General features: G+C 69.0%; 13 protein-coding genes and 1 pseudogene. 10 read left to right on the top strand and 4 right to left on the bottom strand.

Annotated elements, in window-relative coordinates; translation table 11 throughout:
- Positions 1 to 159 precede the first annotated feature (159 nt).
- Positions 160 to 369 (bottom strand): aldo/keto reductase, encoded by a 210-nt coding sequence (locus AB0M48_RS32445; protein WP_363849235.1) that lies wholly within the window; start codon positions 367 to 369, stop codon positions 160 to 162.
- Between the two features lie 325 nt (positions 370 to 694).
- Positions 695 to 850: pseudogene (locus tag AB0M48_RS32440) on the bottom strand (aromatic amino acid lyase); the annotation flags it as partial.
- Positions 851 to 1,657: 807 nt separating this feature from the next.
- Here AB0M48_RS32440 and AB0M48_RS32435 point away from each other — a divergent pair.
- From AB0M48_RS32435 to AB0M48_RS32390, 10 genes are all read left to right on the top strand, one after another.
- Positions 1,658 to 3,169 (top strand): aromatic amino acid ammonia-lyase, encoded by a 1,512-nt coding sequence (locus AB0M48_RS32435; protein WP_363849233.1) that lies wholly within the window; start codon positions 1,658 to 1,660, stop codon positions 3,167 to 3,169.
- On the top strand, positions 3,166 to 3,933 hold the full coding sequence (locus tag AB0M48_RS32430; protein WP_363849232.1) for an L-tyrosine 3-hydroxylase: 768 nt from the start codon (positions 3,166 to 3,168) through the stop codon (positions 3,931 to 3,933). The genes AB0M48_RS32435 and AB0M48_RS32430 overlap by 4 nt, the downstream gene beginning before the upstream one ends.
- A complete protein-coding gene (locus AB0M48_RS32425; RefSeq protein WP_363849230.1) occupies positions 3,930 to 4,616 on the top strand; it encodes an O-methyltransferase in 687 nt (228 codons plus the stop codon). The genes AB0M48_RS32430 and AB0M48_RS32425 overlap by 4 nt, the downstream gene beginning before the upstream one ends.
- Positions 4,613 to 4,738 carry a hypothetical protein gene (locus tag AB0M48_RS32420; protein WP_363849229.1) on the top strand — a complete coding sequence of 42 codons (126 nt, stop codon included), beginning with the start codon at positions 4,613 to 4,615 and terminating at the stop codon, positions 4,736 to 4,738. The genes AB0M48_RS32425 and AB0M48_RS32420 overlap by 4 nt, the downstream gene beginning before the upstream one ends.
- Complete coding sequence (locus tag AB0M48_RS32415; RefSeq protein ID WP_363849227.1) at positions 4,735 to 6,987, top strand: SDR family NAD(P)-dependent oxidoreductase; 2,253 nt, start codon at positions 4,735 to 4,737, stop codon at positions 6,985 to 6,987. The genes AB0M48_RS32420 and AB0M48_RS32415 overlap by 4 nt, the downstream gene beginning before the upstream one ends.
- The gene (locus AB0M48_RS32410; RefSeq protein ID WP_363849226.1) at positions 6,984 to 8,018 is read left to right on the top strand and encodes an alcohol dehydrogenase catalytic domain-containing protein; all 1,035 of its coding nucleotides are present in this window, start codon (positions 6,984 to 6,986) and stop codon (positions 8,016 to 8,018) included. Before AB0M48_RS32415 ends, AB0M48_RS32410 begins: the two co-directional genes overlap by 4 nt.
- 170 nt (positions 8,019 to 8,188) lie before the next feature.
- A complete protein-coding gene (locus AB0M48_RS32405; RefSeq protein WP_363849224.1) occupies positions 8,189 to 9,091 on the top strand; it encodes a nuclear transport factor 2 family protein in 903 nt (300 codons plus the stop codon).
- 30 nt (positions 9,092 to 9,121) lie between these two features.
- On the top strand, positions 9,122 to 9,769 hold the full coding sequence (locus AB0M48_RS32400; protein WP_363849222.1) for a hypothetical protein: 648 nt from the start codon (positions 9,122 to 9,124) through the stop codon (positions 9,767 to 9,769).
- Entirely contained in the window at positions 9,678 to 11,159 is a 1,482-nt protein-coding gene (locus AB0M48_RS32395) for a multicopper oxidase domain-containing protein (protein WP_363849220.1), read from the top strand. The genes AB0M48_RS32400 and AB0M48_RS32395 overlap by 92 nt, the downstream gene beginning before the upstream one ends.
- Before the next feature lie 115 nt (positions 11,160 to 11,274).
- The gene (locus AB0M48_RS32390) at positions 11,275 to 11,622 is read left to right on the top strand and encodes a leucine zipper domain-containing protein (RefSeq protein ID WP_363849219.1); all 348 of its coding nucleotides are present in this window, start codon (positions 11,275 to 11,277) and stop codon (positions 11,620 to 11,622) included.
- Positions 11,623 to 12,012: 390 nt separating this feature from the next.
- Here AB0M48_RS32390 and AB0M48_RS32385 read toward each other — a convergent pair whose 3' ends face one another.
- Positions 12,013 to 13,197, bottom strand: a complete 1,185-nt coding sequence (locus AB0M48_RS32385; protein ID WP_363849217.1) for a hypothetical protein — start codon at positions 13,195 to 13,197, stop codon at positions 12,013 to 12,015.
- A gap of 207 nt (positions 13,198 to 13,404) precedes the next feature.
- Positions 13,405 to 14,745 (bottom strand): nucleotide disphospho-sugar-binding domain-containing protein, encoded by a 1,341-nt coding sequence (locus AB0M48_RS32380; protein WP_363849215.1) that lies wholly within the window; start codon positions 14,743 to 14,745, stop codon positions 13,405 to 13,407.
- Positions 14,746 to 15,840 lie beyond the last annotated feature (1,095 nt).

The following is a 15,840-nucleotide window of genomic DNA, read 5'->3' as shown; positions in this document are numbered from 1 at the left end:
GCGCTGAAATCCGCGGAACCTGCTCGTCGTCCAGTTCAGGCGGCGCTCGTGCTGGAGTGGTGCACCGACGTGGCGGTGGCCGAGATGTGGACCGCCCCGGGGGATCCTGCTGGATCCCTCGGGGCAGGAGGATGTCCGAGACTTGCCGCCGTGCCGGACTCAGGACGGCGTCTTGGGCGCCGCTTCCGTGCGCGACCGGTAGACGCCAGCGGCGAAGCGTGGGGTGTGGTGCTCGGTGAGCTGGACCTGTTCCGCGGAACTCAGCTCGAGGTCGAAGGCGGCGATCGCGTCGGTGAGGTGGTGTGGGTTGGTCACTCCCAGGATCGGCGCGGTGATGCCGGGCTGTCCCGCCACCCACGCCAGAGCCACCTGGGAGCCGGTCGCCGGTCGGCCTCGTCCCCTCCGGGTGCGCTCGCAGTGTGGCGCCGACGGCTGCGGCCTCGGGGTGGCCGTACGCGTTGAGCATTTGGGGGACCAGGAAGGCCGGTTCGGCACCCGGCAGGTCGGCCAGCGCCGCGGTGAGCAGCACCCCGATCTGGTGAAACCGCCGCAGTGACGCCACGGCGAGCCCGGCCGCGACCAGCGCGCCGGCGGCGTCCGTCCTCGTGTCACCGGCCAGTGCGCGGCCGTTGCCGTGCAGGTCTAGAGCGCGTCGAGCGCTGACGGTGAGATGCCGGAGACGCCGCGCCAGCGACCAGGTGCGCACGAGCATCGTCGCGCGCACGACCTCGGGCGGCAGCTCACGCCCCTGCCCGGCGGTGAGGTGCTGCAGGGCGTTGTCGCTCTGCTCCTCGCTGCCGTCGAAGGTGACCAGCGGGCCCAACCCCGTCGTCGCGCCGTAGACCTGCTTACCCCCGGCAGCGTGGCCTGCACGAACTGGACCCGCGGCTCACGCGCTGGTCGAAGTCGTCGTCCCGGGCGATGGCTGGGGTGTGGACGGACCCGCGTCGCCCTGTGCGCCAGGAATTCAAGCAGCGAACGGGTGCGGTGCCCGCGTCGTTCCACTCACCGGGACGGCCCCGCGCTTGAAGGCGTTCCAGCTCTCGGGACACCTGTGGCGTCTGAGTTCCCGCCTGCCGCACACGCCAGCGGGCAACCACAAGTCCACAAGTGACAGAGGCCTCGACCGAGCGGTCGGCGGCAGGGGACCGAGCACGTCCAGCACCAGGTAGCTGCCCGCCACGCCGGACCGGCGTGCGGTCGACCGCGCCGGGATCGCGGAGATCAACCGACCTGTGGACACGGCCTAGCGCTGCGCACATCTGCAGTCACGCCAAAAACCACCGTTCCCAGGCTCGTCCCGCTGGCCCTGACAGTCGCTTGTGGACAGCGAGTTCGCGTTGAAAGCTTGCGGTCGTGGGGTGGACGCCGTTCGTCCGTGCCTTGAGCCGATCGGGTGGCGGTCGGCGTCATCGTTCCGACAGGGGGAACGCTCGGTTGTGCGACGGTTTCACCGCTACATACTTGCGGCGAAAACTGTTACGCGGACAGGTCGAGGTTGCGTTCCAAGGGAAAGGACGCCGGCCGGACGGCTGTCCGTCGGCTCGCTGCCGGCAGTCCGAACTCCGGTGAACAGCGCGGCCACTTCGGACGGACCGCTGACCTGGCTGATGACGAGCTTCACATCCACTTCGGCCGAATTAGGGGCGATGACACGATGAGCCCGATCGATTCCACGACCACCACCCTCGATCTTTCGGCTCCCGTGGAGTTGACCCACTTGGAGGTCGCAGCCCGGCCGATCCGGATCTCGTTGTCCGCAAGCGTCGTCGCGGACATCGAGCGCGGACGGGGCTTCGTCGAGGCGACGCTGGCACGGAGTGAACGCCCGGTGTACGGCGCCACCACGGGGTTCGGCCCCCTAGTCGTCTTCGACGGCCGGGAAAGCAGCACCGCGCAGTGCGACAACGTGCTGCAGCACCTCACCGTCGGTCAGGGGCCCGACCTGCCGATCCCCGTCGCCCGCGCGTCGGTGCTCGTGCGCGCGCGGTCCCTGGCCCGGGGCTTGTCCGGCGCGTCTCTGTCCACAGTGGACGCGCTGGGCCGGATGCTCGCCACCGGCTTCGCTCCCGCCATCCCGACCTGGGGCTCGGTCGGAGCCAGCGGGGACCTGGTTCCCCTGGCGCACGCCGTCCAGAGCCTGCGCGGACACGGGTACGCCTACTTCGACGGCGACCGGATGCCCGCCACCGACGCCCTGCGCGCGGCGGGCCTGACCCCGCTCGAGCTGGACGGCCGGGACGCGCTGGCGCTGGTCAACGGTACGTCGGTGACGACGGCGGCCGCCGGTCTCGCCGTGCTTTCGGCACAACGCTCCCTGAAAGTCGCGGTCGCGCTGACGGCGGCACTGGCCGACCTTCTCGGTGCGGCGCCCGCGTTCCTGGCGCCGTCCCTGCTCGAGGCGTTCGGTCACCCCGAGGCCGAAGCGGCCGGCCGTGAGCTGTCGTGGTGGCTCGAAGGAACCACGCCGGTGGCGGGGCGGCCACTGCAGGAGCCCTACAGCATCCGGTGCACGCCGCAGCTGCTCGGCGCCGCCCGGTCGGCGGCCGGGTGGTCGGCCCGGACCGTCGCCGGCGACCTTCGCGGGGTCAGCGACAACCCCCTGTTCTTCCCGGACGAAGACCTCGTCGCGCACGGCGGGAACTTCTTCGGCCAGCCCGCCGCCTTTGCCGCCGACCTGCTGTCCTCGGCGATGACCCAGGTCGGCAACCTCGCCGAGCGGCAGGTCGACCTGCTGGTGGACCCCGGCCGCAACGGCGGGCGGCCCCCGATGCTCGCGGCCGAGCCGGGCAAGCAGCACGCGATCCAGGGCTTGCAGGTGCTGGCGACGTCGGTCGTCGTGGCGATGCGCCGGGCGTGCATGCCCGCGGCGATGCAGAGCATACCCACCAACCTGCACAACCAGGACGTCGTCCCGTTCGGCACTCAAGCCGCGCTGACCGCCTACGAGCAGGCTCGTCTCCTGCGGCTGCTGCACGGCTGCCTTGGCGTCGCGGTGCGCCAGGCCGCCCACATCGGCGATCGCGAACCAACCGCGCCGCACTGCGCGTCCCTGGTCGCGGCGCTGGCCGAGCGGGTTGCGCCGATCACCCACGACCGCCCGCTCGACGAGGACATCCGCGTGGCTGCCGATGTGCTGGACGAGTACGTCGCGGAGGTGGTGTCGTGAGCGTCTCGCCGCTGCCCCGACTCACCGTTCCGTTGCCGCAAAACCCGTTCGACCCATGTGCGTGGCACGCCGGTGACATCGACGAACCCGTCGGCCCGCCGCCGCTCGACAGCGAGACCGAGATCGCCTGGTACCGCTGGTTGCTGGGGCACCACGGCGCCTTCTGCGTGTGGCGGCTGCTTTCGGCCGCGCTCGGCCGCGGCGACCTCGACGAGGCCGCGGTCCTGCACGACACCTACTCGGCGTTGCTGCTCTACTCGGGTAGCTGCAGCCCCGAGGTCTACCGCTCGGTCATCCGGCCCCGAATGGCGGCGCGGCACCCGGCGATGAGCGGGACGTGGGCGCGCGACCACCGCCACGCCGCCGCGCTGCTCGCCGAAGCGCGGCCGGCCCCCAGGTCGGCGCTGAAGGCGGCGGTGAAGTTCAACCGCCTCGTGCACATGACGGTGGCCGCCCGGCTCGTGCCGGTCGGCGGGTCGCTCCTGCGCGACGCCGGGCGGGACGTCCAACTGGCGCCCACCGAGGACGAGCAGGCGCTGCTCGACGACTTCTTCCTCGTCGACCGGGCCCCGGTCTGCGCGCACGTCTTCGCCGCGGCCCTTCGGGCGCGGGTGGCGGTGCTGCTGGCGGACCTCGCGGCGCGGCCGGTGCGCGCGACCTACGACCGCGACGCGGTGAACCACTTCCAGACCGACCTGTCGATGCACATCGCCCGCCTCGTCCCGATCGCCGAGGCGGCTCTCGCGGACGGAGCCAACGCATGACGACAACAGCGGAACAGCCCGACAAGGCGGTGCTGCTCACCCCGCAGGTTCTCGACTACGTCCGGAGTCAGCTCCCACCGTTCACCGAGGTCCAGCGAGAACTGATCGACGCCACGATCGCCCTCGGCCAGGTGGCCGAAATGCAGGTGCCTCCGGAACAGGGTGCGCTGCTCACGTTGCTGGCCCGGCTGACCGGCGCCCGCGTCGCGGTCGAAGTGGGAACGTTCACCGGGTACTCGACGCTGGCGCTGGCCGAGGGCGTGGGTCCGGCCGGTCGGGTGATCACCTGTGACGTGACCGATCGCTGGGCCGGTATCGCCACCGCCGCCTGGACTCGCGCCGGTGTTGCCGAGCGGGTGGAACCACTGCTCGGGCCCGCCGCCGAAACCCTTCGCGGCCTTCCCGAGGAGCCGTTCATCGACCTGGCCTTCCTCGACGCCGACAAGGTCGGCTACCTCACCTACTGGGAAGAACTCGTGCCCCGGCTGCGCCCCAACGGCTTGATCGTGGCCGACAACGTGCTCTACGCCGGCGAGGCGGCCTCACCCGACGCGGAAGGCAACGCCCGAGCCATCCGCGAGTTCAACGAACACGTGCGCAACGACGACCGCGTCGAGTCGGTGTTGCTGACGGTCGCGGACGGGCTCAGCCTGGCCCGCAAGAAAGGCCTGGGGGAGCGGTGAGGGCTGCGCAGCTGATCGACCCGTCGCCGCTGTTCGAGCGCACCGTGCTGCTCGGCGACGTCGGTGCGGGCTTCGCGGCGATGGCCGGTCGGGAAGCCGTCGAAGTGCCGGTGTGCCCGTGACAGTGGCCTGGGAGGTACCCGCCGACGCGCACCTCGGTGACTACGTCCTGCGGCCGGGCGCCGCGGACGATGACCGGGTCGCGGTGGTGGACCGCTCGCGGGGCGGGCGTGTCGAATGGACGTACGGACGGCTGCGCGCGGCCGTCGCCGGGCTCGCGGCCTGGTTGCGCCGGTCGGGGGTCGGCGATGACGACACCGTGGTGGTGCTGGCCGAGAACAGCGCCGAGTTCGTGGTCGCGTACCACGGAATCCTCGCGGCCGGTGCGGTGGTGCTCGCGCTCGACCCGCGCGACACCGCCGAGCGGTGGCGCACCGCGATCGACGGAGTCGGTGGGAAGGCTCTGATCGCGGAAACGACCCTCGGACCGCCGGAGGTTGCGCTGCCGACCGTCTGCGTCGGCCCCCGTACACCGAGCGGCACGTCGTGGGACGAGGCGGTCGCCACTCCACCGCGGCCGCTGTCTCCGCGCGGGGGTGACCGGACGGCGGTGCTGATGAGCTCCAGCGGCACGCAGGGCGCGCCGAAGCTCGTGCCGGTGTCGCACCGCAACCTGACCGCCAACCTCGGGCAGATCGCCCACCTGCACCGGGTGCGTGGCGACGACGTCGTCCTGTCGGTGCCGCCGCTGCGGCACATCTACGGAATGCAGATGGCGATGAACCCGGCGCTGCGGGCGGGCGCCACCCTGGTCATCGGCGCGACCCCGTTCTCGGCCGCGGACTTCACCCGCGACGTCACCGAGTACGGCGTGTCACTGGCGTACCTGGTGCCGAGCGTGGTGACCGAGCTCGGCGCGGCCGGGGAGCCGCTGCCGTCGCTGCGGCTGGTCGTCTCCGGTGGTGCGCCGCTGCCCTCGGTGGACGCCGACCGCTGCGCCGCGGTCCTCGGTGTCCCGGTGGTGCAAGGCTTCGGGATGACCGAGGCGGGGTGCGTGAGCTTCAGCCCGGACGGCGTCGAGGTCCCGCCCGGCTCCACCGGCGTGCTCGTCCCGGGCACGGAGGTGCGGTTCACCGGCGGCGACGAGGCGGAGTCGGGCGAGTTGTGGCTGCGCGGACCGCAGATCGCCCGCGCGTCGGCGGACGCGGACGGCTGGCTGCGCACCGGCGACCTGGTGAGCCGGGACGCGCACGGCTTCCTGCGGATCACCGGCCGGGCGAAGACGCTGATCAAGTACAAGGGACACCAGGTTTCGCCGGTCGAGCTGGAGGAGGTGATCACCGGCCACCCCGCGGTGGCCGAGGCCTGCGTCGCGGGCGTGCCCGACCCGGTCGCCGGGGAAATCCCGAAGGCTTATGTCGTGCTGGCCGAGCCGGTCCCCCTCGCGGAGATCACCGCCTACGTCGCTGACCGCGTCGCACCGCACAAACGGGTGCGGGCCATCGAGCGGGTGCGGGCGATCCCGCGCTCCTCGACCGGCAAGCGGGTACGGCCCCCGGCGCTGCGGGTACTGGTCACCGGCGGCGGCCGCGGGCTGGGACGGTCGTTCGCGGAGGCGCTGGCCGCCGCCGGGCTGTCCGTCGCCGTCGCCGGCCGCGACCGGAACGCCCTGGTGGAGACCGTCGACGGAATCCGGCGAGCCGGTGGAACCGCGACCTGGGTGCGCCTCGACGTGACGGACGACGATTCGGTGACTCGCGGAGTCGACCAGGTCGTGGCCGAGTTGGGTGGCCTCGACGTGCTGGTGAACAACGCGGGTGTTCCCGGTCCGATAGGTCCATTGTGGACTGTGAACGAGGCGGAGTGGCGGCGGGCCTTCGAAGTCGGGCTCTTCGGATCGGTGCGGGTGACGCGGGCGGTGCTGCCCGCACTCACCGGGCGCGTGGTGAACGTGGTGAGCCGGGCGGGCACGGTCGGCTGGCCGCACGCCAGCGCCTACGCGGCCACCAAGGCGGGGTTGATCTCGGTGACCGCGAGTCTGGCCGGCGAACTGGCCGGCTCCGCGCGGGTGGCGGTGGCGTTCGACCCGGGCCTGGTCGACACCGGGATGACCCGGTCCCACCTGGACCGCGGCCGGACGGGCAACCGCTGGGAAGACGACATCCTGGCGTGGACGGTGAAGGCCCGGCAGTCCGGACGTCTCACGGCCGCCGAGGACTCGGCGGCCGCGCTGGTCAGCATCGTCACGGGCGCAGCGGACCACTCGACCGGCCGGTGCGTCCGGACGGAGGACGTGCTGCCGCGAGTCCGGCTTTCCGCGTCCGTCCGACCGGATTCGATCAGATCGGGCCAACGAGAGGTGTCCTCATGAAGGCCGCAATCTTGCACGGAAAGCACGAGTTGACCGTGGAAACGGTTCCCGACGCGGTGCTGCAAGCGCCCGGTGACGCGATCGTCCGCGTTGTCGTCGCCGGGATCTGCGGCACGGATCTGCACGGCTACAACGGACTTCCCGGTCCGGTCACCGGCCCTCGCTGCGGTCACGAATTCGTCGGCGTGGTCGAAGACATCGGCAACGAGGTCTCCACGCTCCGCCGCGGGACGATGGTCGTCGCGCCGTTCAACTTCGCCGACGGAACCTGCTCCGCGTGTCAGGCCGGTGTGCACAATGCCTGCGCCGCGGGCGGTATGTTCGGTGTGGACGGTGACGGCGCACAGGCTGAAGCGGTCCGCGTACCCTTCGCCGACGCCAACCTGGTGGCGGTGCCGGTGGACCAGAACGACGAGCGGCTGTCCTCGCTCCTCGCCCTCACCGACACGATGGCGACCGGCTTCCACGCCGTCCGGACGGGCGGGGTCGAGCCGGGCTCGTCGGTCGCCGTCCTCGGTGACGGGCCGATCGGAATCTGCACCGTGCTCGCGGCCCGGGAAGCGGGCGCCGGACGGATCATCCTCGTGGGCAGGCACGAAACGCGGTTGAGCAAAGGCCGTGACTTCGGTGCGACCGACACCTTCCGTGCCCGAGGACCCGAAGGCGTCGCCGAGTCCATCGATTTCGTTCACGCCGCCACGCAGGGGCTCGGCGCCGACGTGGTGGTGGAGTGCGGTGGCGGTCCCCAGACGCAGAACACGGCTTTCGCGCTGTGCCGGGCCGGCGGCACCGTTTGCGTCATGGGCAGCCCGCCGCTCGGCGACGTGACCCCGGTCTTCCTCCGCGGCATCACCCTCACCGGCGGGCTCACGCCGGTCCGCGCCTACCTTCCCGAACTCGTCGAACGGGTACTGGCCGGCACGCTCGATCCCGGTTCGATCTTCGACAGGACGGTGACCCTGGACGGCATCGTGTCCGGCTACGAGGAGATGGCCGCGCGCACGGCCACCAAGGTGCTCGTGCGGCTGTAGGGCGTGTCCCGCAAGCCGCGCCCGCGACAGTCGAATGGACCTGCGGGATAGGGCCTAGCACGCCGAGAGCTGCCGTCTGTCAAGCACAGCCACATTTTCGACAATCGCAGAAATCGAGGAGTCAGATGCCAAAAAGGACTTACCGATCCCGAACCCGCTCACGTGTGGTCGTGCCGATCATCCTCTCCGTCACGGTGATCGCCGCCGTCAGCCCGGCCGTCACCGCCGCACCGGCCCACCAGCAGGGCGCGTTCGAGTCGATCGCCTCCCCGAAGGAAAGGGTGAACAGGGCGATCGTCCTCGGCTTCTACACCGCGCTGAACCGCGGGGACCTCGGACACCTCGACAAGGTGGTGCGCCCCGACCTCATCCAGCACTACCCCGCGATCGCCGACGGCCGGGCCGCGTTCCGCGCGTACCACGCGGGCCTGCGCAACCAGAATCCGGACCTCCGCTACACCGTGAAGCGGACCATCGCCCAGAACGACCTGGTCGTGACACACAGCCACTTCGTCGGAAAGGCCGGCGACGCGGGTGTCGCCAAGATCAACCTCTTCCGCCTCGACAAGGGCAAGATCGCCGAGCACTGGGAAGTCAACGAGGCCGTCCGGCCACCGGGCACGGGCAACGACATGTTCTCCACGCTCAGCTCGCCCAGGATCTCCAAGTCGCTGCCGTTCGCCACGGACGCCGAAAGCGAACACGTCGCCCGAGCCGCCTTCGCCGAGATCGTCAACCAGCCCGATGACGAGCTCCGCCTCCAGGCGCTGGACCGCTACATCGGGGACAACCCCTACTACCAGCACTTCCCGAACGTCCCGAACGGGTCCGGAGCGCTGCAGCAGTTCATCCACGACGCGTTCGCCGCGCGGCCGGACTACCGCGCGAACGTGAAGACCGTCGTCGCCGAGGGCGACCTGGTCGCGGTCTTCGTCCACCTGGAGAACCTCTTCGACATGGACAACGGCGTCGGCGCCGACCTGTACCGCGTCCGAGACGGAAAACTGCTGGAACACTGGGTGGTCATCGAGCCCACTCCGCCGACTTCGGCCAACCCGAACACGATGTACTGATCCGGAGGACGCGGGCGGGAAGGTGGCTCTGTGCAAGAAAAGCTCGCAGTCCGGCCCGCGTCCCCGTCGTCGCAGGGCGGTTCCTGGCCCACGACCCCACTGGTCCTGCTCGCGATCGCCCTCGCGGCGGTCATGGCATGGCAGATCCGGGACTGGTCGTCCTATTTGGACGTGAGACCGCGGTCGCTGTCTCTCCTTCCGGCCGATGCCGGACACCACGCCGGAGCGGATGGGACGCTCACCCCGCCCCCTGCGATCGTGGCGTGCGCCGTCCCCAACTTCGCCGGCATCACAATGCTCGCCGCGCACGCGACCATGGCGAGCGTGCTGCTCGCCATGGTCGCTACCCGGCGGTGGGCGACGGCGGGGCGCATCACCGCTGTGCTGGTCTTCGCGGCGACGTCGGCCGTCCTCAGCGCCTCGGTGACGATCCCCCTGGCGGCGCTCACCGTCGGCAACGCGATTTCGCGGGGTAACACGATGTCCGCGGCGATCACCGTGTTGCAGTACTCGTTCGTACTCTCCCTGCTGGCCGCGGTCGTCCTGCACCTGCGGCTCGCCTCCCGATTCCCCGAAGGTGATCGACGTGCTGAACAGAAGAGATGCGATCAAACTCGGTTCCGTCGTCGGCGCGGCCCTGATCTTTCCGACGAAACAGTTGGCGTCCGCGTTCTCTGACGACCCGCCGGAGGTGCAGCCGTTCTCGCTGCCGTTGTCGATCCCCCCGGTGCTGAAGCCCACGCGAAGCACGGCGGACACCGATTTCTACGACATGCGGATCGCGGAGACCGAACTGGAGGTCCTCCCCGGCATCCGGACCAGGACACTGACCTTCAACGGGGGTTTTCCCGGCCCCACTATCCGCGCCCAGCGTGGTCGCGCCGTGGTGATCAGGCAGTTCAACGGCTTGCCCGGCCCTGCCACGGTGCACCTGCACGGCGCTGACGTCCCGGCGTCGAGTGACGGGCATCCGATGGACCCGATCGCACCCGGCCAGTCCAGGGTGTACCGGTATCCGAACGACCAGCGGGCCGCCACGCTCTGGTACCACGACCACACGCATCATCTCGAAGGCGAACGGGTCTACCGCGGCCTTTCCGGCGCGTATCTGCTGTCGGATCCCGTGGACGCGGTACTTCCGTTGCCCAGTGGCGAATACGACGTCCCCCTGATGCTCAGGGACGCGAAGTTCGACAGCAAGGGCCAGCTCGTCTTCGTACCTGACGACTTCATGAACCGGCCGACGGTTCTCGTCAACGGGCGGCCACAGCCCTACTTCGAGGTCAAGCGGAAGCTGTACCGCCTCAGGTTGATCAACGGCTCGAACCTGGAGATGTTCAAGTTCCGGCTCTCCACCGGAGCGCCTTTCCTGCAGATCGCGTCCGACGGCGGCTTCCTGCGCGTGCCCGCCGTACGGCAGGAGATCGACGTCTGGCCGGCGGAGCGTGCCGAGGTCCTGGTGGACTTCCGGTCGGTTCCGCCGGGCACCGCCATCGCGCTGCAGAACGTGGCGGCCCTCTCCGAGAACAAGCGGGACATCCTGCAGTTCCGGGTCGGCGGCAAGGGTTCGTGGTCCAAGCCGGAGATCGCCATCCCCAGCTGGTCCCGTACACGGATTCCGCTGGTGCGGGGAGAGATTCCGGGATGGCCGGCGAACAACCCGCTGCGAGGACGGGCCACGAAGACCCGGCGATTCGTCCTGCGGCTCGATCTCGCGAAGGGCCAGTTCGTCATCAACGACAAGGGATTCGACCCGGATCGCGTGGACGCGACGATCGAGCACGGCTCGACCGAGATCTGGGAGATCGTGAACGACGACGCCGCTCTCGGCATCCAGCACTCGGTGCACCTGCATCTCGTGCAGTTCAGAGTCCTCGACCGGAACGGCAAGCCCGAGCCCGCCTACGACTCGTACCCGAAGGACACCGTCCGCCTGTTCCCCGGAGACGTCGTCCGCATCCAGGCCACGTTCGACTCCCACCTCGGTCGTTATCCGTTCCACTGCCATTTCCTCGACCACGCGACCCACTCGATGATGGGCCAGTTCGAAGTCGTGCCACGCCGATGAGGAGGCCGGGCGCGGGGCTGACACGTTGGTGACGGTGTGTGGCCGTGATCATGGGTGAGGCCTCCGGGTGCGGTGGTGACTGCGAAGTCGGTCACCACCGCACCCGGAGGCCTCGTTGGAACACACCAACGCCCGCCTGACCGTCCACGAACGCCTGGTCCTGGTGTCACGGATCGCCGCTGCCAGACCGGGTGCGCACTGGGCCGGCGAACTCGGTGTCTCACGGCAGGGCGCGCATCGCTGGGTGCGCCGACTCCGTGAGGAGGGCCCAGCGGGCTTGGCCGATCGATCGAGCCGGCCGCACCGCATGCCGTTCCACACATCCGCCGAACTGGACGAACGGGTCGTGGCGGCGCGAACACAGCCGCGCTGTGGCCCTGCCCGCACCGGCGTACCCGCCCGCACGGTCTCACCGGTACCGGCACGGCACGCCGCGGTCAACGACCACTCCGGGCTGGCCTAGGCCCGAGATCCTCGCCGACGAACGTGGCCGCACCTGCGCGGGTTTCCCGCTCCGCACAGCCGCCTGGTTCGCCGAGCAGGGCGTTCCGCGCGTTCACCTGTCCTGACCGAGAACTACCCGATCTCCTGTGCTTCGCCGCTGCCGGTGCGGTGGTCGGCGCCCGCCACAAGACCACCAAGCCACATCCGCCCTCTGACAGAACGGCGAAGTGGAGCGCTTGAACAGCGAGGGGTCTACCGCGAGATCTGCTTCGACAACGGCACCCGCACCGCTGCAGTGGCTTGATCACTACAACGCGGAACGCGGTCACACCGCACTCGACAGCCACCCACCGATCAGCCGTGCTCAGTCACCAGTGGTCCCGGGCACGCACGAAATGAGCGAGAAAGCTCAGTTCAACTCGTCCGGATTGTTGCGCCCAAGGGACTCGTGCGCGGAGACGAACTCGCTCGCGCATTGGGCGACCGCGCAACCGACTTCGCCGGACAGCAACACCGCAGCGATGATCTCGGCGAGTTTGACCACCTTGCCGGTGCCGACGCAGCCGACCATGCCCAGCGTCGCCTGAAAGGCCGGCAGACCCGTTCCGCCACCGACCGTTCCCACGATGAGCGTGGGCAGCGTCAGGGAGATCTCCAAGTCGCCACTGCTTGTCACGCGGGAGTCCACGATTCCTTTCGCGCACTCACCCAGGTAGGCCATGTCCTGCCCGAACGCCTGGAACAGGCTTGCCATGCCGTTGACGACGTGGATGTTGAGCGACGAGCTGCCGTGCAGTGCCAGCGTGCTCCGGTAAGCCTGGATGTATCGATCCAGTCGCAGCACATCCGTTCGCCCCTGAGACGCCACGACGTCTGCCGAGAGAACTGCCCGGGCCGTCACCGCCTTGCCTTTCAGGCGTGCCGGAATGGGTTTCTTGTCCTCCGGGTACGGCAGGAACTCTTCCAGTTCGATGCCGCTGTGTTGAACGATGTGCTCCGACACCGCGGCTATCCCTTTGCTTGCCATGTTGCTGCCCATTGCGTCACCGGTGGTGAATTCGACTGAAACCAGCACGGTGCAGCCGACGTGTTCGTAGCTGAACCGCTGCGCACGCAGATGACCGCTGGTGCTCTCCGCCAGGGCGAGGAGCACCTGCTCCCGGGCTCGACACCACGTCACCAGGTCTTGCGCTTCGCGGAGGGTCTCCACTCGGTAGTGGATGCCCCGCAGGAAGCGGTCGGCCGTCACGACGACTTCGCAGCCACCCGACGCTTTGAGCATTTTCGCGCCGCGGCTGTAAGAGGCCACCAAGGTGCCCTCGAGCGTTGCCATGGGAACCACGAACTCGCCCACGGCGTGTTGTCCGTTGACCAGGACGGGGCCGCAAAGCCCGAGAGGTACGGGTACGGCACCGACGAAGTTCTCGACATTGCCCACCACGTCGCTTCCTGTGAGCGTCGTCTCCAATGCCGCGATCAGCTCTTTGTCGTCAGAAAGCAATTCCGCTAGCAAGTCCCGCCGCTGACGCTCGCTGGTGCGCGAAATGTGCATCTTCACATGCCGTTCTGCCGAGAGTTGGGAGAGGTGCTTCATCTGAGTTGCGGGAAGGTCGCTGTGCTCGGCGAACTCGGCCGCCGAGCACGCTGAGTCATCGAGCGGCCAGATCGTCCGGCCCGTCGGGTGCCTCGGTCCGGTTCCCGGTCGTGCGGACGGTTGGGGTGCTTCACCTCGGCTTTGTGTTCCTCGAGGCAGTTTTCACCTGTCGCGCCAGTTCTGCGAGGAGTTTCCCGAGTCCGCACTTCAGGAGTGAAGAAGGTCGCCGATCGCGCGGGTTCCTTGCGACGCCGGTGTGTCACCAGTCGTTTCGACGATGCCGGTGATGATGCGAAGCGCGTCGTACTCCGCGTACTCGGCTTGCAGCCGTCGCGCGGCGGCGCGGTAGGCGTCATCGCGCAGCACCTCGCGTACCGCGCCACCGATGTCAGAGGCGCGCGGCCTGCCCGTCGCGAGGTTGATGGCCGCGCCGGTCCACGCGGCGTGCGCGGTGGAATCCTTCTTCTCTTCAGTCTCGCCCGCCAGAACGAGTGGCACACCACGGCTGAGAGCCATCTGCATCCCGCCGAATCCGCCGTTGCTGACGAACACGTCGACATGCGGGAGCAGCTGCGTGTACGGGATGTACTCGGCGGCGCGCACGTTGTCCGGGAGATCACCGAGGTCGCTCACCGGACGGCCGCCGGTGGTGGCGATCACGAGACAGTCCTGGCCGGCCAGAGCCTCGATCGTGGGCAGCATCAGCTCCGAGTAGTCGTCATTGCTGACCGTGCCCTGCGAAACGAGAACCACCTTTTCGGCGTTGAGCACGTCATCCCACCAATGCGGCAGTGGCACGTCCTGGTGGTCCTCCTCCCAAGGCACGCCCACGAACCGAACCGAATCCGGAAGGTCGCTGCGCGGGTACTCCATGGAGGGGATGGACAGGTGCAGGCATTCGTCGGCTACCACGACCTGGGCGTCGAAGTAGGAGGGCAGTGTGCCGGTGCCACCGCAGTCGCGGACCAGTTGCTCGGCGAGGCGTTGCGCGGAGGAGAACGCCGCGCGCACCTCCGCGTTGAGCCGAGCGTTGCGCTCCCGTCCGCTTGGTGATGCGTCGGGCAGCAGACCCATGCCGAAAGGCGCCGTGTCCACGCTGTACAGCGGAAGTACCGTGACACCGAGACCGATCACCTGCGCGGGCCGGATGCCCGGCGCGCCCAGCTGGATGGGCCACAGCCCGTTGAAGTACATCTCGTGCAGCACGACCGTGGGCGTGTCCGGTTGTTGCGCCAGGACTTCCTGGATGGCCTCGTGCTGCTCCCGCATGGGCTTGGCCAGTACCTCGGTGAGGTAGACGGCGATCTGATCGACCCCGGGTGCGGCCGAGGTGAGCTGCGGGAAGGACTGGTACACGTTCGGGCCGTCGTAGTCGGCGTGCCCCTTGAGCGGATGGAAGGTGGCACCCGTGCTGAGGACCGCGTCGCGCAGATTGGTACCGGTGACGAAGGTGACGTCATACCCCTTGGCCACCAGGTGCGCAGCGATGGGGCGCAGCGGGTTCACGTGCCCCGGAAAGGGAATCGCTGCCATGACCACGCGCGTCATACCTTGACCTCCAGAGGTGCATTGTGAAGAGAAGATCGATCGTCAATATCGTCAGCAAGGCCAGAAGCGAGATTCGGCGTTGGAGAAGTCTGTCATCGCCGATGGCTACGGCTATTCAACGGGGCCGATGGCGATCGGTCCATTAGACGTTCCACTTGTCGGAATGATCTACCGCGTCCTTTCGAACTCCAACGCCCGACCCGGTCAGGCCTCAGCGCTCATTGCGTTGCGACAGCGAGAAACGCGAGTTCGGGCCTCAGAGGGGGAGCAGCACCAGCCGTTCCGAGCGTCATCAGTGAATCCAGGAACGCGACCGGGCGCACGAGGTGACATGCCGGCACTTCGCGTACATCCGCCGGCCGCACGACCCGTCGGCCCAGCACAGGGGGGTGCGCAGGGCGACCATGCCGCCGTTCGGCGGACCTGCTCCGCGCAGTGCCTCATCGCGCTCGATGATCAGCCCAGACCCCGTCTTCGAGCGAAGGACACCTGGAGGCCGCGAGAGCGGCGAACTCGTCTTCGACCAGGCGTCGGAGCGTCGGAGCTGTGCGGTCGGTGAGCGACTCGGCCAACTCGGGTCCGACTACGGCCGCGGACGCTGCGTTGATCTGCTCCAGTGCGCAGGCAGTCCCGCGAAGTCGTCCGCGAACTCGTGCAGGCCACCCGGAAGACAACCGCCGTGGCCGGCGAAGAGGAATACCGGGTTGGCGCTTTGCTGGTTCACAGAACTCCTTCGAGAGTGTGCTGTGTTCGAAATATCGCTGTCGCGTCGGTGGTGAACAAGGCGTCATTCCGCCCTGTGGAACAGCGTGGTCGTCGGCCCCGCAGGTCAGTGCACGTCGGTGATCAGCCGGTGGCGAGTGCGTCTTTGTTCTCTTTTGGCGAGCGGGCCGCTGCCCAGCTCGTGTCAGGGCGTGCACGACGCAGGGGAACGTCGACGACGGCCACCGTGTCAGCACTGCAGGGAGATCCCAGTCCGATCTGTGGTGCTTGCCGCCGGTGGGGCCGGGCCCGATGGAAGACCGCGGTGCGGGCGGTGATGAAGGCCAGAGCGCTGCCGGAGGTGCGAGGCGCCTGATATCGGGACTGGCTGAC

Origin of the sequence: Lentzea sp. NPDC051208, assembly GCF_040682435.1 — a bacterium.
Lineage (GTDB): Bacteria > Actinomycetota > Actinomycetes > Mycobacteriales > Pseudonocardiaceae > Lentzea > Lentzea kristufekii.
This window is presented reverse-complemented; position numbering and strand designations above follow the sequence as displayed.

What these genes read in the sequence shown, in the direction of transcription:
- AB0M48_RS32385 (WP_363849217.1), bottom strand. Translation starts at nt 13,197, where the DNA reads ATGAAGCACCTCTCCCAACTCTCGGCAGAACGGCATGTGAAGATGCAC.
- AB0M48_RS32425 (WP_363849230.1), top strand. Translation starts at nt 3,930, where the DNA reads ATGACGACAACAGCGGAACAGCCCGACAAGGCGGTGCTGCTCACCCCG.
- AB0M48_RS32435 (WP_363849233.1), top strand. Translation starts at nt 1,658, where the DNA reads ATGAGCCCGATCGATTCCACGACCACCACCCTCGATCTTTCGGCTCCC.
- AB0M48_RS32410 (WP_363849226.1), top strand. Translation starts at nt 6,984, where the DNA reads ATGAAGGCCGCAATCTTGCACGGAAAGCACGAGTTGACCGTGGAAACG.
- AB0M48_RS32380 (WP_363849215.1), bottom strand. Translation starts at nt 14,745, where the DNA reads ATGACGCGCGTGGTCATGGCAGCGATTCCCTTTCCGGGGCACGTGAAC.